General features: G+C 37.5%; 20 protein-coding genes. 1 reads left to right on the forward strand and 19 read right to left on the reverse strand.

What is annotated here, in order from left to right; translation table 11 throughout:
- From AB8E63_RS05525 to rpmF, 19 genes are all read right to left on the reverse strand, one after another.
- Nucleotides 1-563, reverse strand: a 563-nt coding sequence (locus AB8E63_RS05525; protein ID WP_368910334.1) for a DUF4176 domain-containing protein, incomplete at its 3' end; no start/stop codon positions are given.
- Nucleotides 560-859 (reverse strand): variable surface protein mvspG, encoded by a 300-nt coding sequence (locus AB8E63_RS05530; RefSeq protein WP_368910335.1) that lies wholly within the window; start codon nucleotides 857-859, stop codon nucleotides 560-562. The genes AB8E63_RS05525 and AB8E63_RS05530, both read right to left, overlap by 4 nt.
- Before the next feature lie 7 nt (nucleotides 860-866).
- On the reverse strand, nucleotides 867-1,262 hold the full coding sequence (locus AB8E63_RS05535) for a DUF5082 family protein (RefSeq protein WP_368910336.1): 396 nt from the start codon (nucleotides 1,260-1,262) through the stop codon (nucleotides 867-869).
- Nucleotides 1,263-1,586: 324 nt separating this feature from the next.
- Nucleotides 1,587-1,898, reverse strand: a complete 312-nt coding sequence (locus AB8E63_RS05540) for a DUF4176 domain-containing protein (protein ID WP_268709671.1) — start codon at nucleotides 1,896-1,898, stop codon at nucleotides 1,587-1,589.
- Entirely contained in the window at nucleotides 1,898-2,704 is an 807-nt protein-coding gene (locus tag AB8E63_RS05545) for a hypothetical protein (protein ID WP_368910337.1), read from the reverse strand. Before AB8E63_RS05545 ends, AB8E63_RS05540 begins: the two co-directional genes overlap by 1 nt.
- Before the next feature lie 3 nt (nucleotides 2,705-2,707).
- The gene (locus AB8E63_RS05550) at nucleotides 2,708-3,784 is read right to left on the reverse strand and encodes a hypothetical protein (RefSeq protein ID WP_368910338.1); all 1,077 of its coding nucleotides are present in this window, start codon (nucleotides 3,782-3,784) and stop codon (nucleotides 2,708-2,710) included.
- Between the two features lie 134 nt (nucleotides 3,785-3,918).
- Nucleotides 3,919-4,230, reverse strand: coding sequence for a DUF4176 domain-containing protein (locus AB8E63_RS05555; protein ID WP_368910339.1), 312 nt, complete (start codon nucleotides 4,228-4,230; stop codon nucleotides 3,919-3,921).
- Entirely contained in the window at nucleotides 4,230-5,069 is an 840-nt protein-coding gene (locus AB8E63_RS05560; RefSeq protein ID WP_368910340.1) for a hypothetical protein, read from the reverse strand. The genes AB8E63_RS05555 and AB8E63_RS05560 overlap by 1 nt, the downstream gene beginning before the upstream one ends.
- Nucleotides 5,050-6,534, reverse strand: coding sequence for a hypothetical protein (locus AB8E63_RS05565; RefSeq protein WP_368910341.1), 1,485 nt, complete (start codon nucleotides 6,532-6,534; stop codon nucleotides 5,050-5,052). Before AB8E63_RS05565 ends, AB8E63_RS05560 begins: the two co-directional genes overlap by 20 nt.
- On the reverse strand, nucleotides 6,531-7,181 hold the full coding sequence (locus AB8E63_RS05570; protein ID WP_223333976.1) for a DUF4176 domain-containing protein: 651 nt from the start codon (nucleotides 7,179-7,181) through the stop codon (nucleotides 6,531-6,533). The genes AB8E63_RS05565 and AB8E63_RS05570 overlap by 4 nt, the downstream gene beginning before the upstream one ends.
- Nucleotide 7,182: 1 nt before the next feature.
- Nucleotides 7,183-7,455 (reverse strand): hypothetical protein, encoded by a 273-nt coding sequence (locus tag AB8E63_RS05575; protein WP_368910342.1) that lies wholly within the window; start codon nucleotides 7,453-7,455, stop codon nucleotides 7,183-7,185.
- An 11-nt stretch (nucleotides 7,456-7,466) separates the two neighbouring features.
- Complete coding sequence (locus AB8E63_RS05580) at nucleotides 7,467-7,874, reverse strand: DUF5082 family protein (RefSeq protein WP_368910343.1); 408 nt, start codon at nucleotides 7,872-7,874, stop codon at nucleotides 7,467-7,469.
- A 42-nt stretch (nucleotides 7,875-7,916) separates the two neighbouring features.
- Entirely contained in the window at nucleotides 7,917-12,362 is a 4,446-nt protein-coding gene (essC, locus tag AB8E63_RS05585) for a type VII secretion protein EssC (protein WP_368910344.1), read from the reverse strand.
- Complete coding sequence (essB, locus tag AB8E63_RS05590; protein ID WP_368910345.1) at nucleotides 12,363-13,562, reverse strand: type VII secretion protein EssB; 1,200 nt, start codon at nucleotides 13,560-13,562, stop codon at nucleotides 12,363-12,365.
- A 9-nt stretch (nucleotides 13,563-13,571) separates the two neighbouring features.
- The gene (locus AB8E63_RS05595; RefSeq protein ID WP_368910346.1) at nucleotides 13,572-13,829 is read right to left on the reverse strand and encodes a type VII secretion protein; all 258 of its coding nucleotides are present in this window, start codon (nucleotides 13,827-13,829) and stop codon (nucleotides 13,572-13,574) included.
- On the reverse strand, nucleotides 13,792-14,277 hold the full coding sequence (locus AB8E63_RS05600) for a type VII secretion protein EssA (RefSeq protein ID WP_368910347.1): 486 nt from the start codon (nucleotides 14,275-14,277) through the stop codon (nucleotides 13,792-13,794). Before AB8E63_RS05600 ends, AB8E63_RS05595 begins: the two co-directional genes overlap by 38 nt.
- Before the next feature lie 46 nt (nucleotides 14,278-14,323).
- The gene (locus tag AB8E63_RS05605; RefSeq protein WP_368910348.1) at nucleotides 14,324-14,614 is read right to left on the reverse strand and encodes a WXG100 family type VII secretion target; all 291 of its coding nucleotides are present in this window, start codon (nucleotides 14,612-14,614) and stop codon (nucleotides 14,324-14,326) included.
- 892 nt (nucleotides 14,615-15,506) lie between these two features.
- Nucleotides 15,507-15,656 carry a 50S ribosomal protein L33 gene (gene rpmG, locus AB8E63_RS05610; RefSeq protein WP_001265622.1) on the reverse strand — a complete coding sequence of 50 codons (150 nt, stop codon included), beginning with the start codon at nucleotides 15,654-15,656 and terminating at the stop codon, nucleotides 15,507-15,509.
- 15 nt (nucleotides 15,657-15,671) lie between these two features.
- Nucleotides 15,672-15,854, reverse strand: a complete 183-nt coding sequence (gene rpmF / locus AB8E63_RS05615) for a 50S ribosomal protein L32 (RefSeq protein ID WP_000290417.1) — start codon at nucleotides 15,852-15,854, stop codon at nucleotides 15,672-15,674.
- Nucleotides 15,855-16,072: 218 nt separating this feature from the next.
- Between rpmF and ilvD the strand changes: the two genes are divergently transcribed.
- On the forward strand, nucleotides 16,073-17,776 hold the full coding sequence (gene ilvD / locus AB8E63_RS05620) for a dihydroxy-acid dehydratase (protein WP_368910349.1): 1,704 nt from the start codon (nucleotides 16,073-16,075) through the stop codon (nucleotides 17,774-17,776).
- Nucleotides 17,777-17,814: the final 38 nt, after the last annotated feature.

Raw genomic sequence — 17,814 nt, forward strand, 5'->3', positions numbered from 1 at the left:
TCATCCACGGTATCCGAATACCCTTCTGATACTACTCTCTTGATCAAGAGATTGCTTAAAAACAAGGGGGAGGTGTCAAAGCGTAATCCAAATGGATAGCCATGACCAATGTAGTCCACATAATGACCATTTGCCAAATCAACTCGACGACCTGAAAGAACTACAAAAAAGTCCATCTGTTCGCTTTCAAATGATTCAACCAAATCCTTAGGAAGAAGCTCACGGTCAAGTTCCACAACAGTACCCAAAGGATAGATACGACTTAAGCAGAGATCCACATAGGAAGCATACTGGATAAAAAGCGAACGAGGTAAAGTGACTTCTTCCTGGAGACGCCGAATTCGCACGAGTTCTTTTTCATAGAAAAACTCCAACGGTGCCCCTATCATTGGATGATAATGATAACTAGGTTCGTCATTCATAAAAGCTATATAACAGGCTCGAAAAACATCTGGATGTCCTGATAAGGTCATCGCTACCGCAGTCAATACTTCTTGGTCCTTTTCAGATAGGTTACATCTAGACAAAGCTCGGGCGAATAAAATCATTTGTTCTTCCTTCATGGTCGCAACCCTCCTGATGCGATAGCTCCTGCTGCGATAGCTCCTGCTTCATGCGCGTCATCATCTATCTTATTCTGTCCTGCTTGTTCCATTTTTAGAGCATCTGCGCTGGTAAAATTTTTCAAAGTAACAATAGACTTGTTAAAGTGCTCCAAAACGTCATTAAAAGTGGTAAAAGGGGTAAGATCTGTGCGACTAAATCGCATATCACTTAGTTTACCGATTCCTGTAGTTGAAGTAGAAACATCTCTTGTAATAGTGTTCCAACTGGATTGATTTACACCTGTATCTACCATTTTCTCCCTAATCCTCCATATATTCATAGACACGAGCCTGACGATAATAAGATGCTATTGCAGACTGTAGTTCACTTGATTGAGTTTCCAAACTTCGTATCTTATCCTCTATAGCCGTTTTATTATTGTTGTGACCATCTCGAAAATTAGTAATATTGGTTCCTAAATTATAAAAATATCCTTCAAAATCTTGCTGACGACTACCCTTAAAACTAGAGGAATCTAAAGGAAGAATCTGACCTAAAGATCTTGCACGATTATCAATAGACTGTATCTCACTTGCTAAACTACTGCTAGCTTTTCTTAATCTAGATATTTTCCCATCAACTACACTTTTTGCTCTTTGAGCTTCAGCAGCTTGTCGACGAAATCTAGCCGCAATTTGTTTATAATACGACCCCATTTCCCTTCTCCTTTTTATAAACTGTAATTCATTTTAGCATATTTTGCGTAGAATCAACAACCCATATACATATTCTTAAGATTAAACTTACACCATTTGAATCAATCCCCAAAAGTGAGAAGTCCTCTAGTTAACTTTTGGGGATGGACTCTTATCAAGTTCAAGCGTGAAGGATTGCTGATGCCAACCATACCTCCAATTGCAGAGTAAGCTATTGTCAGGTCTGGATGGGCAAATTTCATCAATAACCATTCTACTTATTCTTCATTATAACATTTTCTCACCATATAGAAAATCCTAGAATGAAATCCTAGGATTTGTATGTCATTTTTTAAAGTCTTCTATGGTGAAATGGTCATAGGTGATTTTTGAGACTTCCTCATCATAACGACTCAAAAAGTCTTGAAATCGACGATCGATATAGCCAAAGAATAGAACTTCATCTATATCCTCTTTGTTAAAGAAGATAATGTTTTGATTCATAAGCCCTAGTGGAAGACTGACAGCTCCAAAGTCAAAATAACCTTGCTTGCCGTCTTTTTCAGTAACTGGACAATGATTAACAATCATGACAGGCTCCACACCTTCTCTCACTCGAACAACACTCCCAATCGGTAAAGCCGTACGTTCTGACATCAGTTTTCTCCTTCTAAATATTTCTTCGCTTCCTGAACATAAAAGAGTTCTGGATTTTCATGGGCGATGCTTTCAAACAAACTACGAGCACGAGTTTCATCTCCTTTTAATTGGGCATTGAGAGCGCCGTAATACGAAAACATGATTCGAGCTAGCTTATTTTCAGGTTCTGTGGTATCGAAGTAGTCGTTCACTTCTTGATTGAACACAATATCTTTTATGGCTTGAGCTTGAGCAACCAGTTTGGCCTTACCACCTTTCGAATCTGGTGCCTTGGACAATTGTTCCTCAAAGAAAGCAATGTCTTGCGCATCTTGAAGATGGATGGAAACTAGCAATTGATTGGAGCTTGTTCTTAGAAATAAGTCTCCCCTGAATCTCTTCCAAATTTTTTTAAAATTAATCTTTGCAAAATTTTCCTTAGCAGCTTGAAAATCTCCTTTTAGGAAACTGACTTGCCCCTTAACAAAATGGAAATTTTCTTGGTACGTTGCTCTATAGGGCTTGATAGATTTCTCAGCTTCAACCTTGAACATGTCCACATAGAGCTTAAGATTAATAGAATCGTTTAACATTAGATAAATAACCTTGTTTAGGACAAAACGTAGATATAAAACCCACATGACTACAAGCGACATCAGTAAAGCAAGTATTATCCCCCACCTTTTTGTTTCAGGTTGGTGTTCTAAAAAAACTGCTAATACTCCGATAACTAATGATATGATATAACTTACCTGACTAATAGTCTCTATTTTAAGTAAGACATCCTCCGCTGCTGAACTGACTATTTTTTTTACTAATTTCATATATTACTTCCCTTTATCATTAAAAATAGCTACTCCGATAAGGATACCAATCGCAACTTCTATTAGTTTTACACTTCCAAAAGCAGCACCTACAGCAGGGGCAAACGCTACAGCACCAACTACAGCAACAACTGCGACAATAGACTCAACGGGGTGTTCCGCGACATAGTCAAATGTTCTTTGAAGATAATCAACACTTCTCACCCCTGTTTCAGTGGTTGTTTTAACTGTTCCGTAGTCTTGTTTGACCTGGTTATGTTCTTTCACATAGGTCACGCGGTAGCCATCCTCTGACTTGGTACCAACCTCAAGAGAGCGATTCTTATAGCCAAAGCCAATGGAAAGGTTAGGTGCGAGCCTCCCGTACTTCGAACTAATCTGGTCTGCTAAACTGAACTCACTCGTAACTGAATAATCCTTAATCGCTACCTTTCTCTTAAGGTTTACATTTTCATCTAGGAAATCTGTACTTAAACCTCCAACGCTATACTCTCCTTCTTGACTTAACTTACCATCTTTATATTTAGTGTTAAAAGTGATGGCACTTTCCCCTTTGAAGTGACCTTTTATCTGGATTTTACTCTTGAGGTAGTGTTGACCATTGTCAAATACTGTGATCTCCTTCTCAAACGTAACTTCATTCCCTTTCAAGAAATCAATCAGTTCCTGAGGTTTCTTACCGCCATTCCCATGGGAGGCAAGAGAGATCGTTCTACCCAAGGTCTGTAGTTCCTGCTCACTCATTTGGCTCAAGTCAAAGGCCGTTTCTGGATTATAATGTCGAATATAATGGATTAGTTCTTCGTGCAGAGTTTTAGAATTCTCGATCTGTTGATCCCGTAACTTCGTGTCCTTAAAAATTGCAAGGGCTTCCACATTGTGATAAGGGTCTGTCATGCCAACAGCTTTGCGAGACCGACTCAAACCACTTGCGATTGTGGAGAGGGTAGTGGTCACACCGCTCCCCAACAATTCACCATTAAATGATTCCATCCGACTTTCAGTTGTACGAAGAGATTGTAGGGCTTCTTCCTTATGGCTTTTGATATCTGCTGTAGAAGGATTGCTGATGCCCACCATACCTCCAATTGCAGAGTAAGCTATTGTCAGGTCTGGATATTTATGTTTACATCAGTGGGTATTCTACCTAATCTTCATTATAACATTTTCTCACCATATAGAAAATCCTAGAATGAAATTCTAGGATTTGTATGTCATTTTTTAAAATCATCTACACTAAAGTGGTCATAGCTGATCTTTGAGACTTCCTCATCATAACGACTCAAAAAGTCTTGAAATCTACGATCGATGTAGCCAAAGAATAGAACTTCATCTATATCCTCTTTGTTAAAGAAGATAATATTTTGATTAACAAGCCCTAGTGGAAGACTGACAGCTCCAAAGTCAAAATAACCTTGCTTGCCGTCCTTTTCAGTAACTGGACAATGATTAACAATCATGACAGGCTCCACACCTTCTCTCACTCGAACAACACTTCCAATCGGTAAAGCCGTACGTTCTGACATCAGTTTTCTCCTTCTAAATATTTCTTCGCTTCCTGAACATAAAAGAGTTCTGGATTTTCATGGGCGATACTTTCAAACAAACTACGAGCACGAGCTTCATCTCCTTTTAGCTGAGCATTGAGAGCTCCGTAATAAGAAAACATGATTCGAGCTAGATTATTTTCTGGTTCGGCAGTGTCGAAGTAGTCGTTTGATATTTTATTTAAAACAAGATCCTCTATAGCTTGTATTATGTTTATTGCATTCGTCTGCCTAGTGACCTGAGAATTTGTTCGAACTTTTAATGTAGCTAACATATCGATTTGGTTCGAAATTTCTTCTGTTTTATCAGCATGGATTAGAGAAAGAATCTTAAAGTAAGCTGTGGACAATTGGATTTCAAATTTCTTATTAAAATTTTTATCCTCAAAATTTATTCGTTCCAAATTATCAAGTGTTTCTTCAAACTTTCCTTGGTAGTATGACGCTTGGGCAATAGCTAGTAAATAATTTGCATTATTAAACAGTTGTTGAGACTTGACTGAGTGTTCAGCCACATAACGATAATAACTTATGTGCTTGTCGAAATTAATATCCGTCAAAAGGATATTATCTACAGCTAATTTAACTAGTTTATTGTTTAATGAAAGGAGTGTCTCAAACCCAAAACATACTACCGTATAAGCAATGAATTTCATAAAATTCATTTCCCCACCTTTAAATAATTCAACAACCATCCCTATAAATGCTAGACAAACTATAGGAAATAAGCAAATGTATACTATTTTTGTCAAATTATATAATTTTGGAATTTCAAATCCAGATATTTTCAACGAATAGTTATTTAATATTTCTTTCATCATTATCCTCCATTGTAGAACTTAAATATAAGAAGGCGCTCGCTATTACTGGAGCCGCTATCGAGACTCCAAATCCAAATGTAGATGCACTAACTGTAACACCATAAATTATAGCACCAATAACAAAAACTGTAGCAACTACTACTTTCCCCGCTTTTATTATCTGTTCTCCATGATCCACCGTTCTCACCCCTGTTTCAGTGGTCGTTTTAACTGTTCCGTAGTCTTGTTTGACCTGGTTATGTTCTTTCACATAAGTCACGCGGTAGCCATCTTCTGACTTGGTACCAACCTCAAGAGAGCGATTCTTATAGCCAAAACCAATGGAAAGGTTGGGTGTGAGTCTCCCGTACTTCGAACTAATCTGGTCTGCTAAACTGAACTCACCCGTTATAGAATAGTCCTTTAGCCCTATCTTCGTCTTATAATTGGCCTTTTCATCTAGAAAATCTGTACTCAAACCTCCTACGCTATACTCTCCTTCTTGACTTAACTTACCATCTTTATATTTAGTGTTAAAAGTGATGGCACTTTCCCCCTTGAAGTGACCTTTTATCTGGATTTTGCTCTTAAGGTAGTGCTGACCATCGTCATATACTGTGATCTCCTTCTCAAACGTAACTTCATTCCCTTTCAAGAAATCAATCAGCTCCTGAGGTTTCTTACCGCCATTCCCATGGGAGGCAAGAGAGATCGTACGACCCAAGGTCTGTAGTTCCTGCTCACTCATCTGGCTCAAGTCAAAGGCCGTTTCTGGATTATAATGTCGAATATAATGGATTAGTTCTTCGTGCAGAGTTTTAGAATTCTCAATCTGTTGATCCCGTAACTTCGTGTCCTGAAAAATCGCAAGGGCTTCCACATTATGATAAGGATCTGTCATGCCAACAGCTTTGCGAGACCGACTCAAACCACTTGCGATTGTGGAGAGAGTAGTGGTCACACCGCTCCCCAACAGTTCACCATTAAATGATTCCATCCGACTTTCAGTTGTACGAAGAGATTGCAGGGCTTCTTCCTTCTGGCTTTTGATATCTGCTGTAGAAGGATTGCTGATGCCAACCATACCTCCAATTGCAGAGTAAGCTATTGTCAGGTCTGGATGGGCAATCAAGTTCAAAATCTCTTGAGTCGGTTTCCCCACAGCTGTTTTTAAACCAGAAAATTCTGACGTATCAATGACAGCAGCAGGACTATGCTCATCAACCAACTCCTGAAAGCGTAACATCAGCCGATCCCACTCATTATATAAACCATTGGCTAAATCATGGTAACTAAATAATAAAGGCAGGTTATAATTACTCAGCTCTGCATTAATCGCATCTTTGGTGGCAGAACGAAAACTTTCGGTGCCAATCAACTCTCGAGTACCTTGAATCGCTGCTAGAATCTTATCCTCAAATCCACTTTTTGAACGATAAAGTCCCTCACGCGCTATCAATAATTCAGAATACTTATATTTCATCGGCTAGCCTCCATTTGATAATTGTGAAAAGTATAAGAATCCAGATCCTTTGCAAGTAGTTGGCGACGTAGGTTTAAGACATGTTGTTCCTGAATATCATTCTTCTCTAGCCCCCTAAAAAGGACGGATGCAATCATGTCATCGGATATAACTAAGGTTTCTTGATTTGGAATCAAACCTTTTGGCCAAAAATATCCTGTGTAATCTAGATAAAATTTGTTTTCAATTGATACCCGTTGTCCTGTAATTAATACATAGATAGGCATTTCTTCAATAAAATCCTCAAGGGCATCTTTGGGTAACTTTTCTCTATTTATTTGAATAACACTACCTAATGGCAGAATTTCTGTATAAATTTTATCAATTAATCCAAGTAAACGCACAAACTCAGATGTGGAAAAAAGCTGAGTTTCCCCAAGACGAGTGATAATAACCTCTCCCTTATTGAAGCGAAAATCAATACTTGCTCCAATTGTTGGATTGTACTCATAACTCATATCACTCTGAGACAAATTTAAAACCAATGTTCTAAATAAATCCGGTCTATAAATAATAGCTTTGGCGATTTGATCGATGAGTGAATTCGGCTTAAAACCAAGATAGGACTCTGTAAAATACTGCGCCCATAACATTTCTTGTGAAATCATCTTATCCTCCTCTAAAACCTGCAGCCCCAGCAGCATCATCAGACACTTTATTCGCTACAGCCCTAGACATATTTCCTGTCTGATCTATTGAATTGCTTTTAAATGTTTTTATCGAACTGTTTAACTCATCTATCATAGAATTAATTTTAAGGAAAGGTTGTAAGTCATTCTCACTCAAGGCAGGTTTTGAAAGATCGGACAAAGCATCAATTGATGAAGAATATGTAACAACATCAACAGACCAAATATTTAAATCTAATTTTATTTCTCCCATAAATCTCCCCCTTAATCTTCATTTTGACTTTGAAGATAAATATAAGTATTTAGTGATTGGCTAGCGTAATTCATACCAATTGCTAAATTAGAAGCTTCAGCCGTATAGGTTGAGATTTTTTGGTCAATCAAATCAATATTATTCTGGGTATTCTTCAACCATTGGGAAATCGACCCTTTTAGCGTCTCTATTTTATTATTAAAATCATCTCTTCTATTTCCAGCAAAATTAGAAGTAGCTTTTGCCTTTATCAAATCGTATTGAGACAATTGTTCTGAAATTGCACTTTTCTTGCTCTGTATTTTACTCTTATTCTGTTTTAGAATACTAATTTTATTTAATATATCCGCTCTTTCACTAGACATTGTTGAAATCTGTTGTCGTAAAGAGTAAATCTCATAACTGTAATCACGAGACATAGCTATATCTCCTTTGTTTTTTATCAACTTATGTTAAAGATTCTATCCATTATCTGTAACCAATCGTAAACGATAACCTATTCTACCCACAAAAAAGTTTGTCTCATCCTCTGCTACAACTGGCTCGCTGAAGCTCGTTTGTACTTTTGAAATATTTTGATCTTTGAACCTTGTTCCAACACATCCAGCAGGAACATTGCTCTTTAAGACCTTGTCAACATCTAAGTAGCCTACACTAATAGCTTGTTGTTCTCCCATAAATACAAAATGAATGTGAACTTTTCCGCTATTTCTAACAATCTTTTTAAATGCATCCTCGGTTACTTTCATATTTAATAAAGTCCCCAGCATATGCGCTTCTGGGATAAATACGTACATCATTGAAGCCTCCTTACCATTGTGACGGCTTTCAATTTCTCCTTGAATATCGTTAAAGAAACTAGGTATATTATCTCTATCAATAATTTTATCAAATACTTCTGTTTTTTTGTAACTATTGTTGGTATTTAATAATATTTTTTCAATATTTACTAATCTGTTCAGACCTGGTATCAAACTATTTTCACAATATTCCAATTGTTGCGGGGTATCATATAAGAATTCAAAATACCCATCTCTATCGGGAACAAACCCTTGAGGATCCGTTGTTTCTTTATCAAACCCTATTGGTAATTCCCCCCTCGACCACATCTCAAGTACTTTAGGATGATTACTAAAGTGTGTAAGCGTCACTTCATTTGGCAACATTGGGATTGGTTCTGGGCAAACTCCTGTCCAGCTTCTTGCAATCAACTTGACTTCTTCTTCCAAGTTATACAGGCGCTCAATGTCCCCTTCTCCACTTATTGGGAGATAAACCTGAATGGCATAAGGAATATCTTCTTTCAATTGGGCACGACCAAAAATTTCTTGCTGAATTAAAGCATCGCGTCCGATAATTTCCTTAGAAGCTCCTTCATCAACCAGGTAAAAGGCCAAGCGCGAGGTGATATTACTTGACATACTGATTTTAAGGCTATTTGAACGAAGTGCTGTCAAAATCACATAGCATCCAAGACTCGCTCCCTCACGTAGGATGCGGTTAATCATACTTTCAATAGCTTCTTCTAGCGGTGTGTCTTTTATAGTATCAAAGCCGTCAAAAATAGTAAGAATAGCAGGGAGTTTCTCACCCGATTTTTGTTCGTATTGAGAAAGGCTTGCTACATTATAGAGAGCAAATTTTTCCTTGCGAATCTTCAACTCTTGGTCAATACGTTTTAAAAACTTAACCAGTTTTTCTTCTTCATCAAACCGTGTCAAATCAACCACATGAGGTAAATCTTTTAGTGGCAAGAGTCCATTTGTCCCAAAGTCAAATAAATTGATTTGTACTTGCTCTGGAGTATTCAAACGAGCGAGATTTAACACTAGAGTTTGAAGAGCTAGGGATTTCCCAAAACCTGGTGAACCATAGAAAACTGTATGACCCATTTTTTCCAAATCAAAATGATAATCCTTCTGACGTTGCTCTGTCGGAATATCCATTCGAGCAAAGGGAACGGCCAATACTTTTTCGTCGGTCCAGTGAATATCTGTTTGTGGGGATATGATGGCTGTCTCTAGTGGTTCTAACCACGGTTTATCTGGCAGGTTGAGGGGAACAGTCTTGCTCACTCTTGCTATGTAGTTTACAACAGCTGAGAGTTCCGTGATTTCTTCCGTCTGATCAGCAGTATAATTTTCGTCCTTAGATAGGTCATCAGATAGCAATTCATATTGTCCTAAGTCATTTATCAACCAGATTCGTTCATCAACAACTTCTTGAACTCCCTCTGTTTGTGGGGCATACTGCGCACCACTCCATGCAGACTGGAACAATTCATAGATTTCGTTATTTCCTACTTGTAGGTAAGCACGCCCTGGTTCAGTAATGCTCGCCGCATCTGGTGTTTTGATAATTTCATTTGAATCAGACTCATCTGACACTTTCAAAGCTAGTTTGAAACGCGAGTTTGACCATATTTGATCATTCACGACACCTGATGGCTTTTGTGTAGCAAGAATTAGATGAACTCCAAGCGAACGCCCGATACGGGCTGTCGAAACCAGCTCTGTCATAAATTCTGGTTCATGTTCTTTCAATTCAGCAAACTCATCACTAATAAGGAAGAGATGAGGTAATGGTTTGTCTGGATAACCTGATTTGTCAGTAGCTTGTTGACCTTCCTTATATAATTTAGTGTATCCATTGATATGGTTGACGCCAAATTGATTAAATAGTCGTTGACGTTTTTGTAACTCTGCTTTGATAGAAGCTAGGGCACGCGCACTAGCAGCTCCATCTAAGTTAGTAATAGACCCAAGCATATGTGGTAAATCTTTGAAAAGATTCGCCATCCCACCACCCTTGAAGTCAATGGTAAGAAATCCAACATCCTCTGGACTAAAATTCACAGCCATGGATAATATATAAGACTGAAGAATCTCCGATTTACCTGAACCAGTGGTTCCTGCTACGAGGCCATGTGGTCCATGTGCACGTTCATGTAAGTTGAGCTCCACCTGATCATCTTTCCCACGTAATCCTAATGGCACTGCTAACGTTTTAAAAGTATCCGCTTTGGACCATCTAGAAGCAACCTGTAACTCTTCAACTTCTCTGACTTGATAGAGTTCCAAAAAAGTAACAGATTTAGGAATCGTATTCTTCTCTACTTCCATGTGTTTTAGATTTGCTAAAGTACGAATAGAATCTTCATAGCAATCCAACAGCGGGTGGGGAATAAAGGTTTGAGCACTATAGGCACCTTCATCATTAATGATTTGACCTAAATTTTGATTCTTATATTCAATTAGAGTTGTGATAGTTTCTGGCAAAAGACGACGTGCCTCTTTTACCCAAATGACTGTTACACCCAACTCTGTCAAATCCTTGGCTAGATACTCATTCAAACTATGGCCAAGTAAATGGGAGTCATCCATAATCGTTAAGACATAATGAGGTTTAAAGCGTGCATCTTTTTCCCCCATTTCACGTTTGATTTGGGAACGTTTTTGAATGATACGGTAAAGCGAATTTAGAACAGCATCACGGCTTCTAGCATCATGAACAAAACCACGAATATTTCGTTCCTGCATATTAAAATGAGGGAGAAAGCGCCACTCAGACCAATCTTTCTCATATCTCTGTTCTTGAACAAGGTTGATAAAATTAACATCTAAGTAGCTATGAAACATTGCCATCTGTAATAGCATATTATACACAGCTGTCCTAGTTACTTCACTGTTTCCAACAAGACCAACTGTCGCTTCAAAGATATTAACAGTGATTGGAACTTTCTTTTGCAAACTGTAGTCTTGCAAGACCGTTCGAGCAAACTGCGATATTTCATCTTTACTTTGCTCATCAAAATTTGTTTGCAACTCCAGCTGACTTAATTTATCTCCTAATCCTAAAGACACCTGCAAGAAATCTTCATTATAATCCATTCGCTCATAAATTCTAGAATCATACTTTGCAATCAGCTCAGTAATGGTTGATATTGACGGTTGATTGTAATGTAAAATATTAGTTTCTTCTTTGTAGTATCTTTCTAAGTCGGATACTTGTTTTAATAAATATGCTTCGTAATCTTGAATCCGATTTTTTTCCTGTTCTTTGGTATCCTTTCTCTCCTCAAAATACTGACTCATAGTTGTCGCTGCCGTCAGGAGGCTAAAACCACCCATCCCTAGCATCATTACAGGATTCCCTTTTGTCCAAATTGAACTCAATGCAGTCAAAGTAAACATTCCTAAAGCTGGGACAATGGCTCGGATGAGCGAGTTTTTGGGTGGCTTTATCGGCTGTGGAGGTTGATTGATAATGATTTTCCCACTATGGATAATAGGGTTAATTCTCGGACTCCTTCTATACTCTGGAAAATCCAACGGATATTCATTATTTTTTTCTTGTATCAGAATTTGATTCTTATTCAATTGTGGTTCTTCGAAAAGACATCCAATCTTCCACTGGTTCTTTCTTTTTTCTATAAAATAGTTAGAAACCTTCATTCGGTTTCCCACTTCAAACGGATAAAGCCCTTCCTCTTTGATAAGACGGTCATTTAGATAAATTGGAGATTCCCCAAGAGTAACCTGTACTTGATTATTTGAGAAAATAAGTTGGTTTGAAATAGACCAACTAATGTCAGCTGATTCTTTCTTGCTACAAATAAATCGTTGGGGCGGAAAAATATAAGTGACAAAAATATCCTCTCCAGGGACCAATAAGGTTACAGTTTCTTTATCAAAGGTAGATTTTCCTCTTTCTAATTCCTTACCGTTTCGATAGACTCTTCTGCCTTCTACTGTATACTCATTAGCACCTACTCTTACCTCTTGTCCTTCAAACAAATCTATTTTTTCCAGTTTTTCTTGTTCGATCAACAAGGTATAAAGAGGTTTATGAAGCTCTCCTAATTGGTCTCCCAGTTGATGATCATATTCTAGCTTTTTTGCCTTCATTTATCGTTCACTCTTTTCTTTTGTTTGGTTGTCCTTAGGAGTTGTGGTCTCAGTAGATGCTTTTGTATCACTACTATTTGTTGTAGCTTCTCCAATCTCAGCAGAAAGTTCTTTTATTTTCTTTTCATATTCCTCCAGTTTCTTTTGTTTTTCAGAACCGTTCATATTGATATCTGCTTTGACTGATTCATATAGATTTGTATAAGCGTGTAAAATCAATTGTGTGTCCCCGATATTTTGTGCCACATCTAGAGCTTTTTCAAATTTTCCACGTCCAAGATAAATCCAATAATAGAAAATTGTATCATCTGTTGATTCTGTAATCGTATTTAAAATAACTTCCTTTTGCTTATCGCTCAAACTATCTAAACGGACATAGCTGGCTGCTAAGATATACTTAGCTTCCTTCGGCAATGATTCTGCACCATAATTTTTTAATGATTCAACTGTTTCAGAATAGTCTTTTCGCATGAAATTTGATTGGGCCATAATGACTGATGATTTTAGGGGGCCGTCTTTAAACATAGACTTATAAGTTGCAAAACTTAAAACGACTGTGGTTGTAGCAAGTAAGGCTCCCCCTATTAACAAAGCCTTCCATTTTTTCTTGTTCACCAACAAATTAGCTTTTGAACTCTCTTCTGATAATTTTGCATACTTTTCTGCAATATATTTATTAACATCAGCTACACTCCCTAAGGGAATAATATCCTGTGCTACCTTTTCCTTTATTGCATCAATCCCATGGATGACTAAGTCAAAATCTACCTTAGGTAGTAAAATTGAAATTATTAAAGCTTTATAAGATTCTAAATAGAGTTCAGAACTATACTGTTGAGGTGCAAGTAATTTTTCGATTCCATAATGTAATATCTGTACATTACTCCCAAAAACAATGATATTTTCAGGATGAATATACGGAATTTTATAATCATTTTCAGAATGAACTAATACCGACATACTTTGTGCCAAACCAAAACGTTCAAGTTCCGTAGTTCTTTCTAAAATTTCTTCTTTAACAGTTTTAAAATACTCTGGAATAATATAATGCAAAGAAAGAACTCCATCTTTCTGCACTATTTCTACTGGACAATATTCTTTAATCAATTCAAGCTGTTCTCTATGGTAACCTGATGAAGAAATTTGAACTGATATTTGGTTGCCTTCTCTCACAAATTGTAGTTGATCTGCTTCAAACATTTTTTTCTCCTATGATACATCCTCAATCTCTATATAATCCCCATCACTAACTGGATAAGCAGCCAAGATATCCGTTTTTTCGATATGAATTTGTTTATTTCTGACTTTGAAACAAAACGAACTATTTAGGGGTAAATTCAACTGTTCTCTAACTTTGGTATCTTTTAATAATTCTTCTAATCTTAACCAAGTAAGGGATTTTGAAACTCGAATATCTATTTGTTTTGTTCTATACTCTAGAGTTAACTTTATTTTTCCGTAATCCATGCCATTTCCTTCCTAAATAAATACCCAAAAAAACCATAAACAACAAGAAAAAACTTGTCAATACACTTCCTATCCAATCCTTAAAAATTGAATAGTCACTTCGTTTAAAAGAAGGCTTCTCATCTACAGTGTATTGATTAAACAATGATGTTTTAAGGACAGTAGTTTCTAAACGATAAATAGAATGATTTTCACTATCGGTAAATATAGTCTTCTCTGCCCCCTGTAAAAGTTCGTTCGTTGTTTGAGTTCTCTGATCCACAACCTTTTGGGTACGATTTAAAAATAAATTTGGAGCATATTTGGATTCTATCCTATTTTTGACTGAGTCCTGTGTACTATTTGTAATGATATCTGTATCAAGTTTTAAGCTACCATCGTCTGCATAAACTAGCACAGGAAATACGATACAAAGAATTAATAGGTACTTTTTAATTTTCTTCATCATGGTATAAAAATAAGCGTCAAGTTTCCCTGACGCTCCTCAAAATTAACTACAAACCAAAGCTTTGTGCATCTTGTTGGTCACGTTCAGCTACTGTTTGAGCATAGTTGTTCAATTGTTGGTTGATGCTCGCTAGAAGCTCCTCGAATTTTTGAACATGTGTATACAACTGATTGTATTGCTCAAGGTAAGCATTAAATGCTTGCCCTTTCCATTGTGATGCCATTTCTCCATTTGTTCGATTAACGGTTTGTACCGCTTGTTCAATTTGATCTTTAGCGCTAAGATAAATTGCCGCCTGAGATTGTAACTGTTCTGGAGTTAAACTAATTGCTGACATAAGGATTCTCCTTTAAAATTTTTATCTGCTTTAGTTTATCATATTTTTTAATGTTTGTCTATCAGTTACACACTCGTAATACAAATTTGTACAAAAAAAGTATCTGCAAAAACATTTAGATAGAAAGAAACCTGTATTCAAAGTTTTCATACGCCCTAAAATGTCAGATCAAGTGCACATTTCCCCCATAGAAAACTTCATATTCTCATTTCATAGTATGTTGAATTAAAGTATCAATTATGAATTTCTTATTACTATAAGGAAAAACTAAAATAATTCTGGTATATTTTATCTAAATGATGTGTAATTGCGGCCTGTTTTTCAGTATATAATTACTTCCTTAAGATAAGAATATTCTATGGTCAAATTTTTTCTAATTGATTTAGAAATCATTAACAAGGGGGATATTATGGCTGAAAGAATAATACATCAAGCTGATCTTCGAGCTATCGAGAACAACTTGCGCTCTATCCATGAAGGATTGCAAACAATTGGTTTTCATACTTAAGTTTTGTCCCAGCTTTATCCTTTTGATATTCCTTTTGTAGATCATGAAGTTCTAGTCTCTCATGATCGTAAATACAGTATTGATATTTATTTTTTGTAAACATAATAATCCTTTCTAGTTATCAATAATTAAATCTTGTTTTAAAAAATCTGAAATGAGTAGTTATCTAAAACCAACATCTAATTTTCTTAAACAACACAAAAACGCTCTAGGCAATATGACTAGAGCGTTTTCTATATATCCGAACATCTAATTTATTTCACAAAAAATGTAGTCAAAAATGTAGTCATTCGGTTGATTTTTATTGCAATACATTGAAATTTAAAAATTCAAGAATCGCGTTAAATCAAGGTTTTTTCGTTTCTACTGAAACGTAATGACCCACTATTTAACCTCTGTAAACACAACGTGTTTGCGAAGTTTTGGTGAGTATTTCTTCAATTGAAGACGGTCTGGAGTGTTACGTTTGTTTTTAGAAGTAAGGTACAAGCGTTCACCAGATTCTTTGTGTTCAAGTGTAATATTTACGCGCATGGTATCTCCCTTCTATTATTCAGCTGATGCAGCTTTAGCGATCTTACGTCCTTTGTAGTATCCTTTAAGTGATACGCGGTGAGAACGTGAGTAATCTCCAGTAGTTTCGTCAAAGTTTACAGATGGAGCTGTTACTTTGTAGTGTGTACGACGTTTGTTTTTCTTCGCTTTTGATGTGCGACGTGCAGGTACTGCCATTTCGTTTTTCTCCTTTTAAGATATAAATTCAATTAGGTTTGATTTTCATCAACTTTAATAGTATATCAAAACTTTTTTGTAAAGTAAAGTTACTTGACAAAAAAAGTTGTATTTTTTTATCGTACACTGCTGAATTGTCTGAAAATTTAAAAATTTTCTTCTGTTATTCATGTGAAAATTGTGCTATAATGGAACAAACTGAAATGGGAGGGACTTGAATGACAGAATTAGATAAACGTCACCGCAGTAGCATCTATGACAGCATGGTAAAATCACCTAATCGTGCCATGCTTCGCGCGACTGGTATGACAGATAAGGACTTTGAAACACCAATTGTTGGGGTCATTTCGACTTGGGCGGAAAACACACCGTGTAATATTCACTTGCATGACTTTGGAAAATTGGCTAAAGAAGGTGTTAAATCTGCTGGTGCTTGGCCTGTGCAGTTTGGGACCATTACCGTAGCCGACGGTATTGCCATGGGAACACCGGGTATGCGCTTCTCCCTAACGTCTCGTGATATCATTGCGGACTCTATCGAAGCAGCTATGGGTGGTCATAACGTCGATGCCTTCGTCGCTATCGGGGGTTGTGACAAGAACATGCCTGGTTCTATGATTGCCATTGCCAATATGGATATCCCAGCTATTTTCGCTTACGGTGGTACTATCGCCCCTGGACAACTGGATGGCAAAGACATCGACTTGGTTTCTGTATTTGAAGGAATCGGTAAGTGGAACCACGGCGATATGACTGCTGAGGACGTGAAGCGTCTCGAATGTAATGCCTGCCCTGGCCCTGGTGGCTGTGGTGGTATGTATACTGCTAATACCATGGCGACTGCTATCGAAGTTCTCGGTATGAGTTTGCCAGGTTCTTCTTCTCACCCAGCTGAATCTGCCGATAAGAAAGAAGACATCGAAGCAGCCGGTCGTGCAGTTGTCAAAATGCTTGAACTTGGTATCAAACCTTCAGATATTTTGACTCGTGAAGCCTTTGAAGACGCCATTACAGTAACCATGGCTCTGGGTGGTTCTACTAACGCCACTCTTCACTTGCTTGCTATTTCTCACGCAGCAAATGTTGATTTAACACTTGAGGACTTTAATACCATCCAAGAACGTGTGCCTCACTTGGCCGATTTGAAACCTTCTGGTCAGTATGTCTTCCAAGACCTCTACGAAGTTGGTGGTGTGCCTGCGGTTATGAAGTACTTGTTGGCAAATGGATTCCTTCATGGAGACCGTATCACATGTACTGGTAAGACTGTCGCTGAAAACTTAGCTGACTTTTCAGATCTTACTCCAGGTCAAAAAGTCATCATGCCACTTGAAAATCCTAAACGTGCGGACGGTCCGCTTATCATCTTGAACGGTAATCTTGCTCCTGACGGTGCAGTTGCCAAGGTGTCAGGTGTTAAAGTGCGTCGTCACGTTGGTCCAGCTAAGGTCTTTGACTCAGAAGAAGATGCTATCCAAGCTGTCTTGTCAGATGAAATCGTTGATGGCGACGTAGTTGTTGTTCGTTTCGTTGGTCCTAAGGGTGGTCCTGGTATGCCTGAAATGCTATCACTTTCATCAATGATCGTTGGTAAAGGCCAAGGAGACAAAGTTGCCCTCTTGACAGACGGACGCTTCTCTGGTGGTACTTATGGATTGGTTGTTGGACATATCGCTCCTGAAGCTCAGGATGGTGGACCAATTGCTTACCTTCGTACAGGCGATATCGTCACTGTCGATCAAGACACAAAAGAAATTTCCATGGCTGTATCCGAAGAAGAACTTGAAAAACGCAAGGCAGAAACAACCTTACCACCACTCTATAGCCGTGGTGTCCTCGGTAAATACGCTCATACCGTATCTTCTGCATCACGTGGTGCCGTTACAGATTTCTGGAATATGGAACAATCTGGTAAAAAATAAGCACTATTACGGATTGATTTATTACTAACCATTCTAAA

It is taken from the genome of Streptococcus sp. oral taxon 061 (assembly GCF_964211575.1).
In the GTDB taxonomy this organism is placed as follows: Bacteria; Bacillota; Bacilli; order Lactobacillales; family Streptococcaceae; genus Streptococcus.

Excerpts from the sequence above, each read along its gene's own strand:
- AB8E63_RS05560 (WP_368910340.1), bottom strand. The coding sequence starts at position 5,069 with ATGAAAGAAATATTAAATAACTATTCGTTGAAAATATCTGGATTTGAA.
- AB8E63_RS05550 (WP_368910338.1), bottom strand. The coding sequence starts at position 3,784 with ATGGTGGGCATCAGCAATCCTTCTACAGCAGATATCAAAAGCCATAAG.
- rpmF (WP_000290417.1), bottom strand. The coding sequence starts at position 15,854 with ATGGCAGTACCTGCACGTCGCACATCAAAAGCGAAGAAAAACAAACGT.
- rpmG (WP_001265622.1), bottom strand. The coding sequence starts at position 15,656 with ATGCGCGTAAATATTACACTTGAACACAAAGAATCTGGTGAACGCTTG.
- AB8E63_RS05600 (WP_368910347.1), bottom strand. The coding sequence starts at position 14,277 with ATGATGAAGAAAATTAAAAAGTACCTATTAATTCTTTGTATCGTATTT.
- AB8E63_RS05595 (WP_368910346.1), bottom strand. The coding sequence starts at position 13,829 with ATGGATTACGGAAAAATAAAGTTAACTCTAGAGTATAGAACAAAACAA.
- AB8E63_RS05535 (WP_368910336.1), bottom strand. The coding sequence starts at position 1,262 with ATGGGGTCGTATTATAAACAAATTGCGGCTAGATTTCGTCGACAAGCT.
- AB8E63_RS05530 (WP_368910335.1), bottom strand. The coding sequence starts at position 859 with ATGGTAGATACAGGTGTAAATCAATCCAGTTGGAACACTATTACAAGA.
- AB8E63_RS05540 (WP_268709671.1), bottom strand. The coding sequence starts at position 1,898 with ATGTCAGAACGTACGGCTTTACCGATTGGGAGTGTTGTTCGAGTGAGA.
- AB8E63_RS05555 (WP_368910339.1), bottom strand. The coding sequence starts at position 4,230 with ATGTCAGAACGTACGGCTTTACCGATTGGAAGTGTTGTTCGAGTGAGA.
- AB8E63_RS05565 (WP_368910341.1), bottom strand. The coding sequence starts at position 6,534 with ATGAAATATAAGTATTCTGAATTATTGATAGCGCGTGAGGGACTTTAT.
- AB8E63_RS05570 (WP_223333976.1), bottom strand. The coding sequence starts at position 7,181 with ATGATTTCACAAGAAATGTTATGGGCGCAGTATTTTACAGAGTCCTAT.
- AB8E63_RS05580 (WP_368910343.1), bottom strand. The coding sequence starts at position 7,874 with ATGTCTCGTGATTACAGTTATGAGATTTACTCTTTACGACAACAGATT.
- ilvD (WP_368910349.1), top strand. The coding sequence starts at position 16,073 with ATGACAGAATTAGATAAACGTCACCGCAGTAGCATCTATGACAGCATG.
- essB (WP_368910345.1), bottom strand. The coding sequence starts at position 13,562 with ATGTTTGAAGCAGATCAACTACAATTTGTGAGAGAAGGCAACCAAATA.
- AB8E63_RS05605 (WP_368910348.1), bottom strand. The coding sequence starts at position 14,614 with ATGTCAGCAATTAGTTTAACTCCAGAACAGTTACAATCTCAGGCGGCA.
- AB8E63_RS05545 (WP_368910337.1), bottom strand. The coding sequence starts at position 2,704 with ATGAAATTAGTAAAAAAAATAGTCAGTTCAGCAGCGGAGGATGTCTTA.
- AB8E63_RS05575 (WP_368910342.1), bottom strand. The coding sequence starts at position 7,455 with ATGGGAGAAATAAAATTAGATTTAAATATTTGGTCTGTTGATGTTGTT.
- essC (WP_368910344.1), bottom strand. The coding sequence starts at position 12,362 with ATGAAGGCAAAAAAGCTAGAATATGATCATCAACTGGGAGACCAATTA.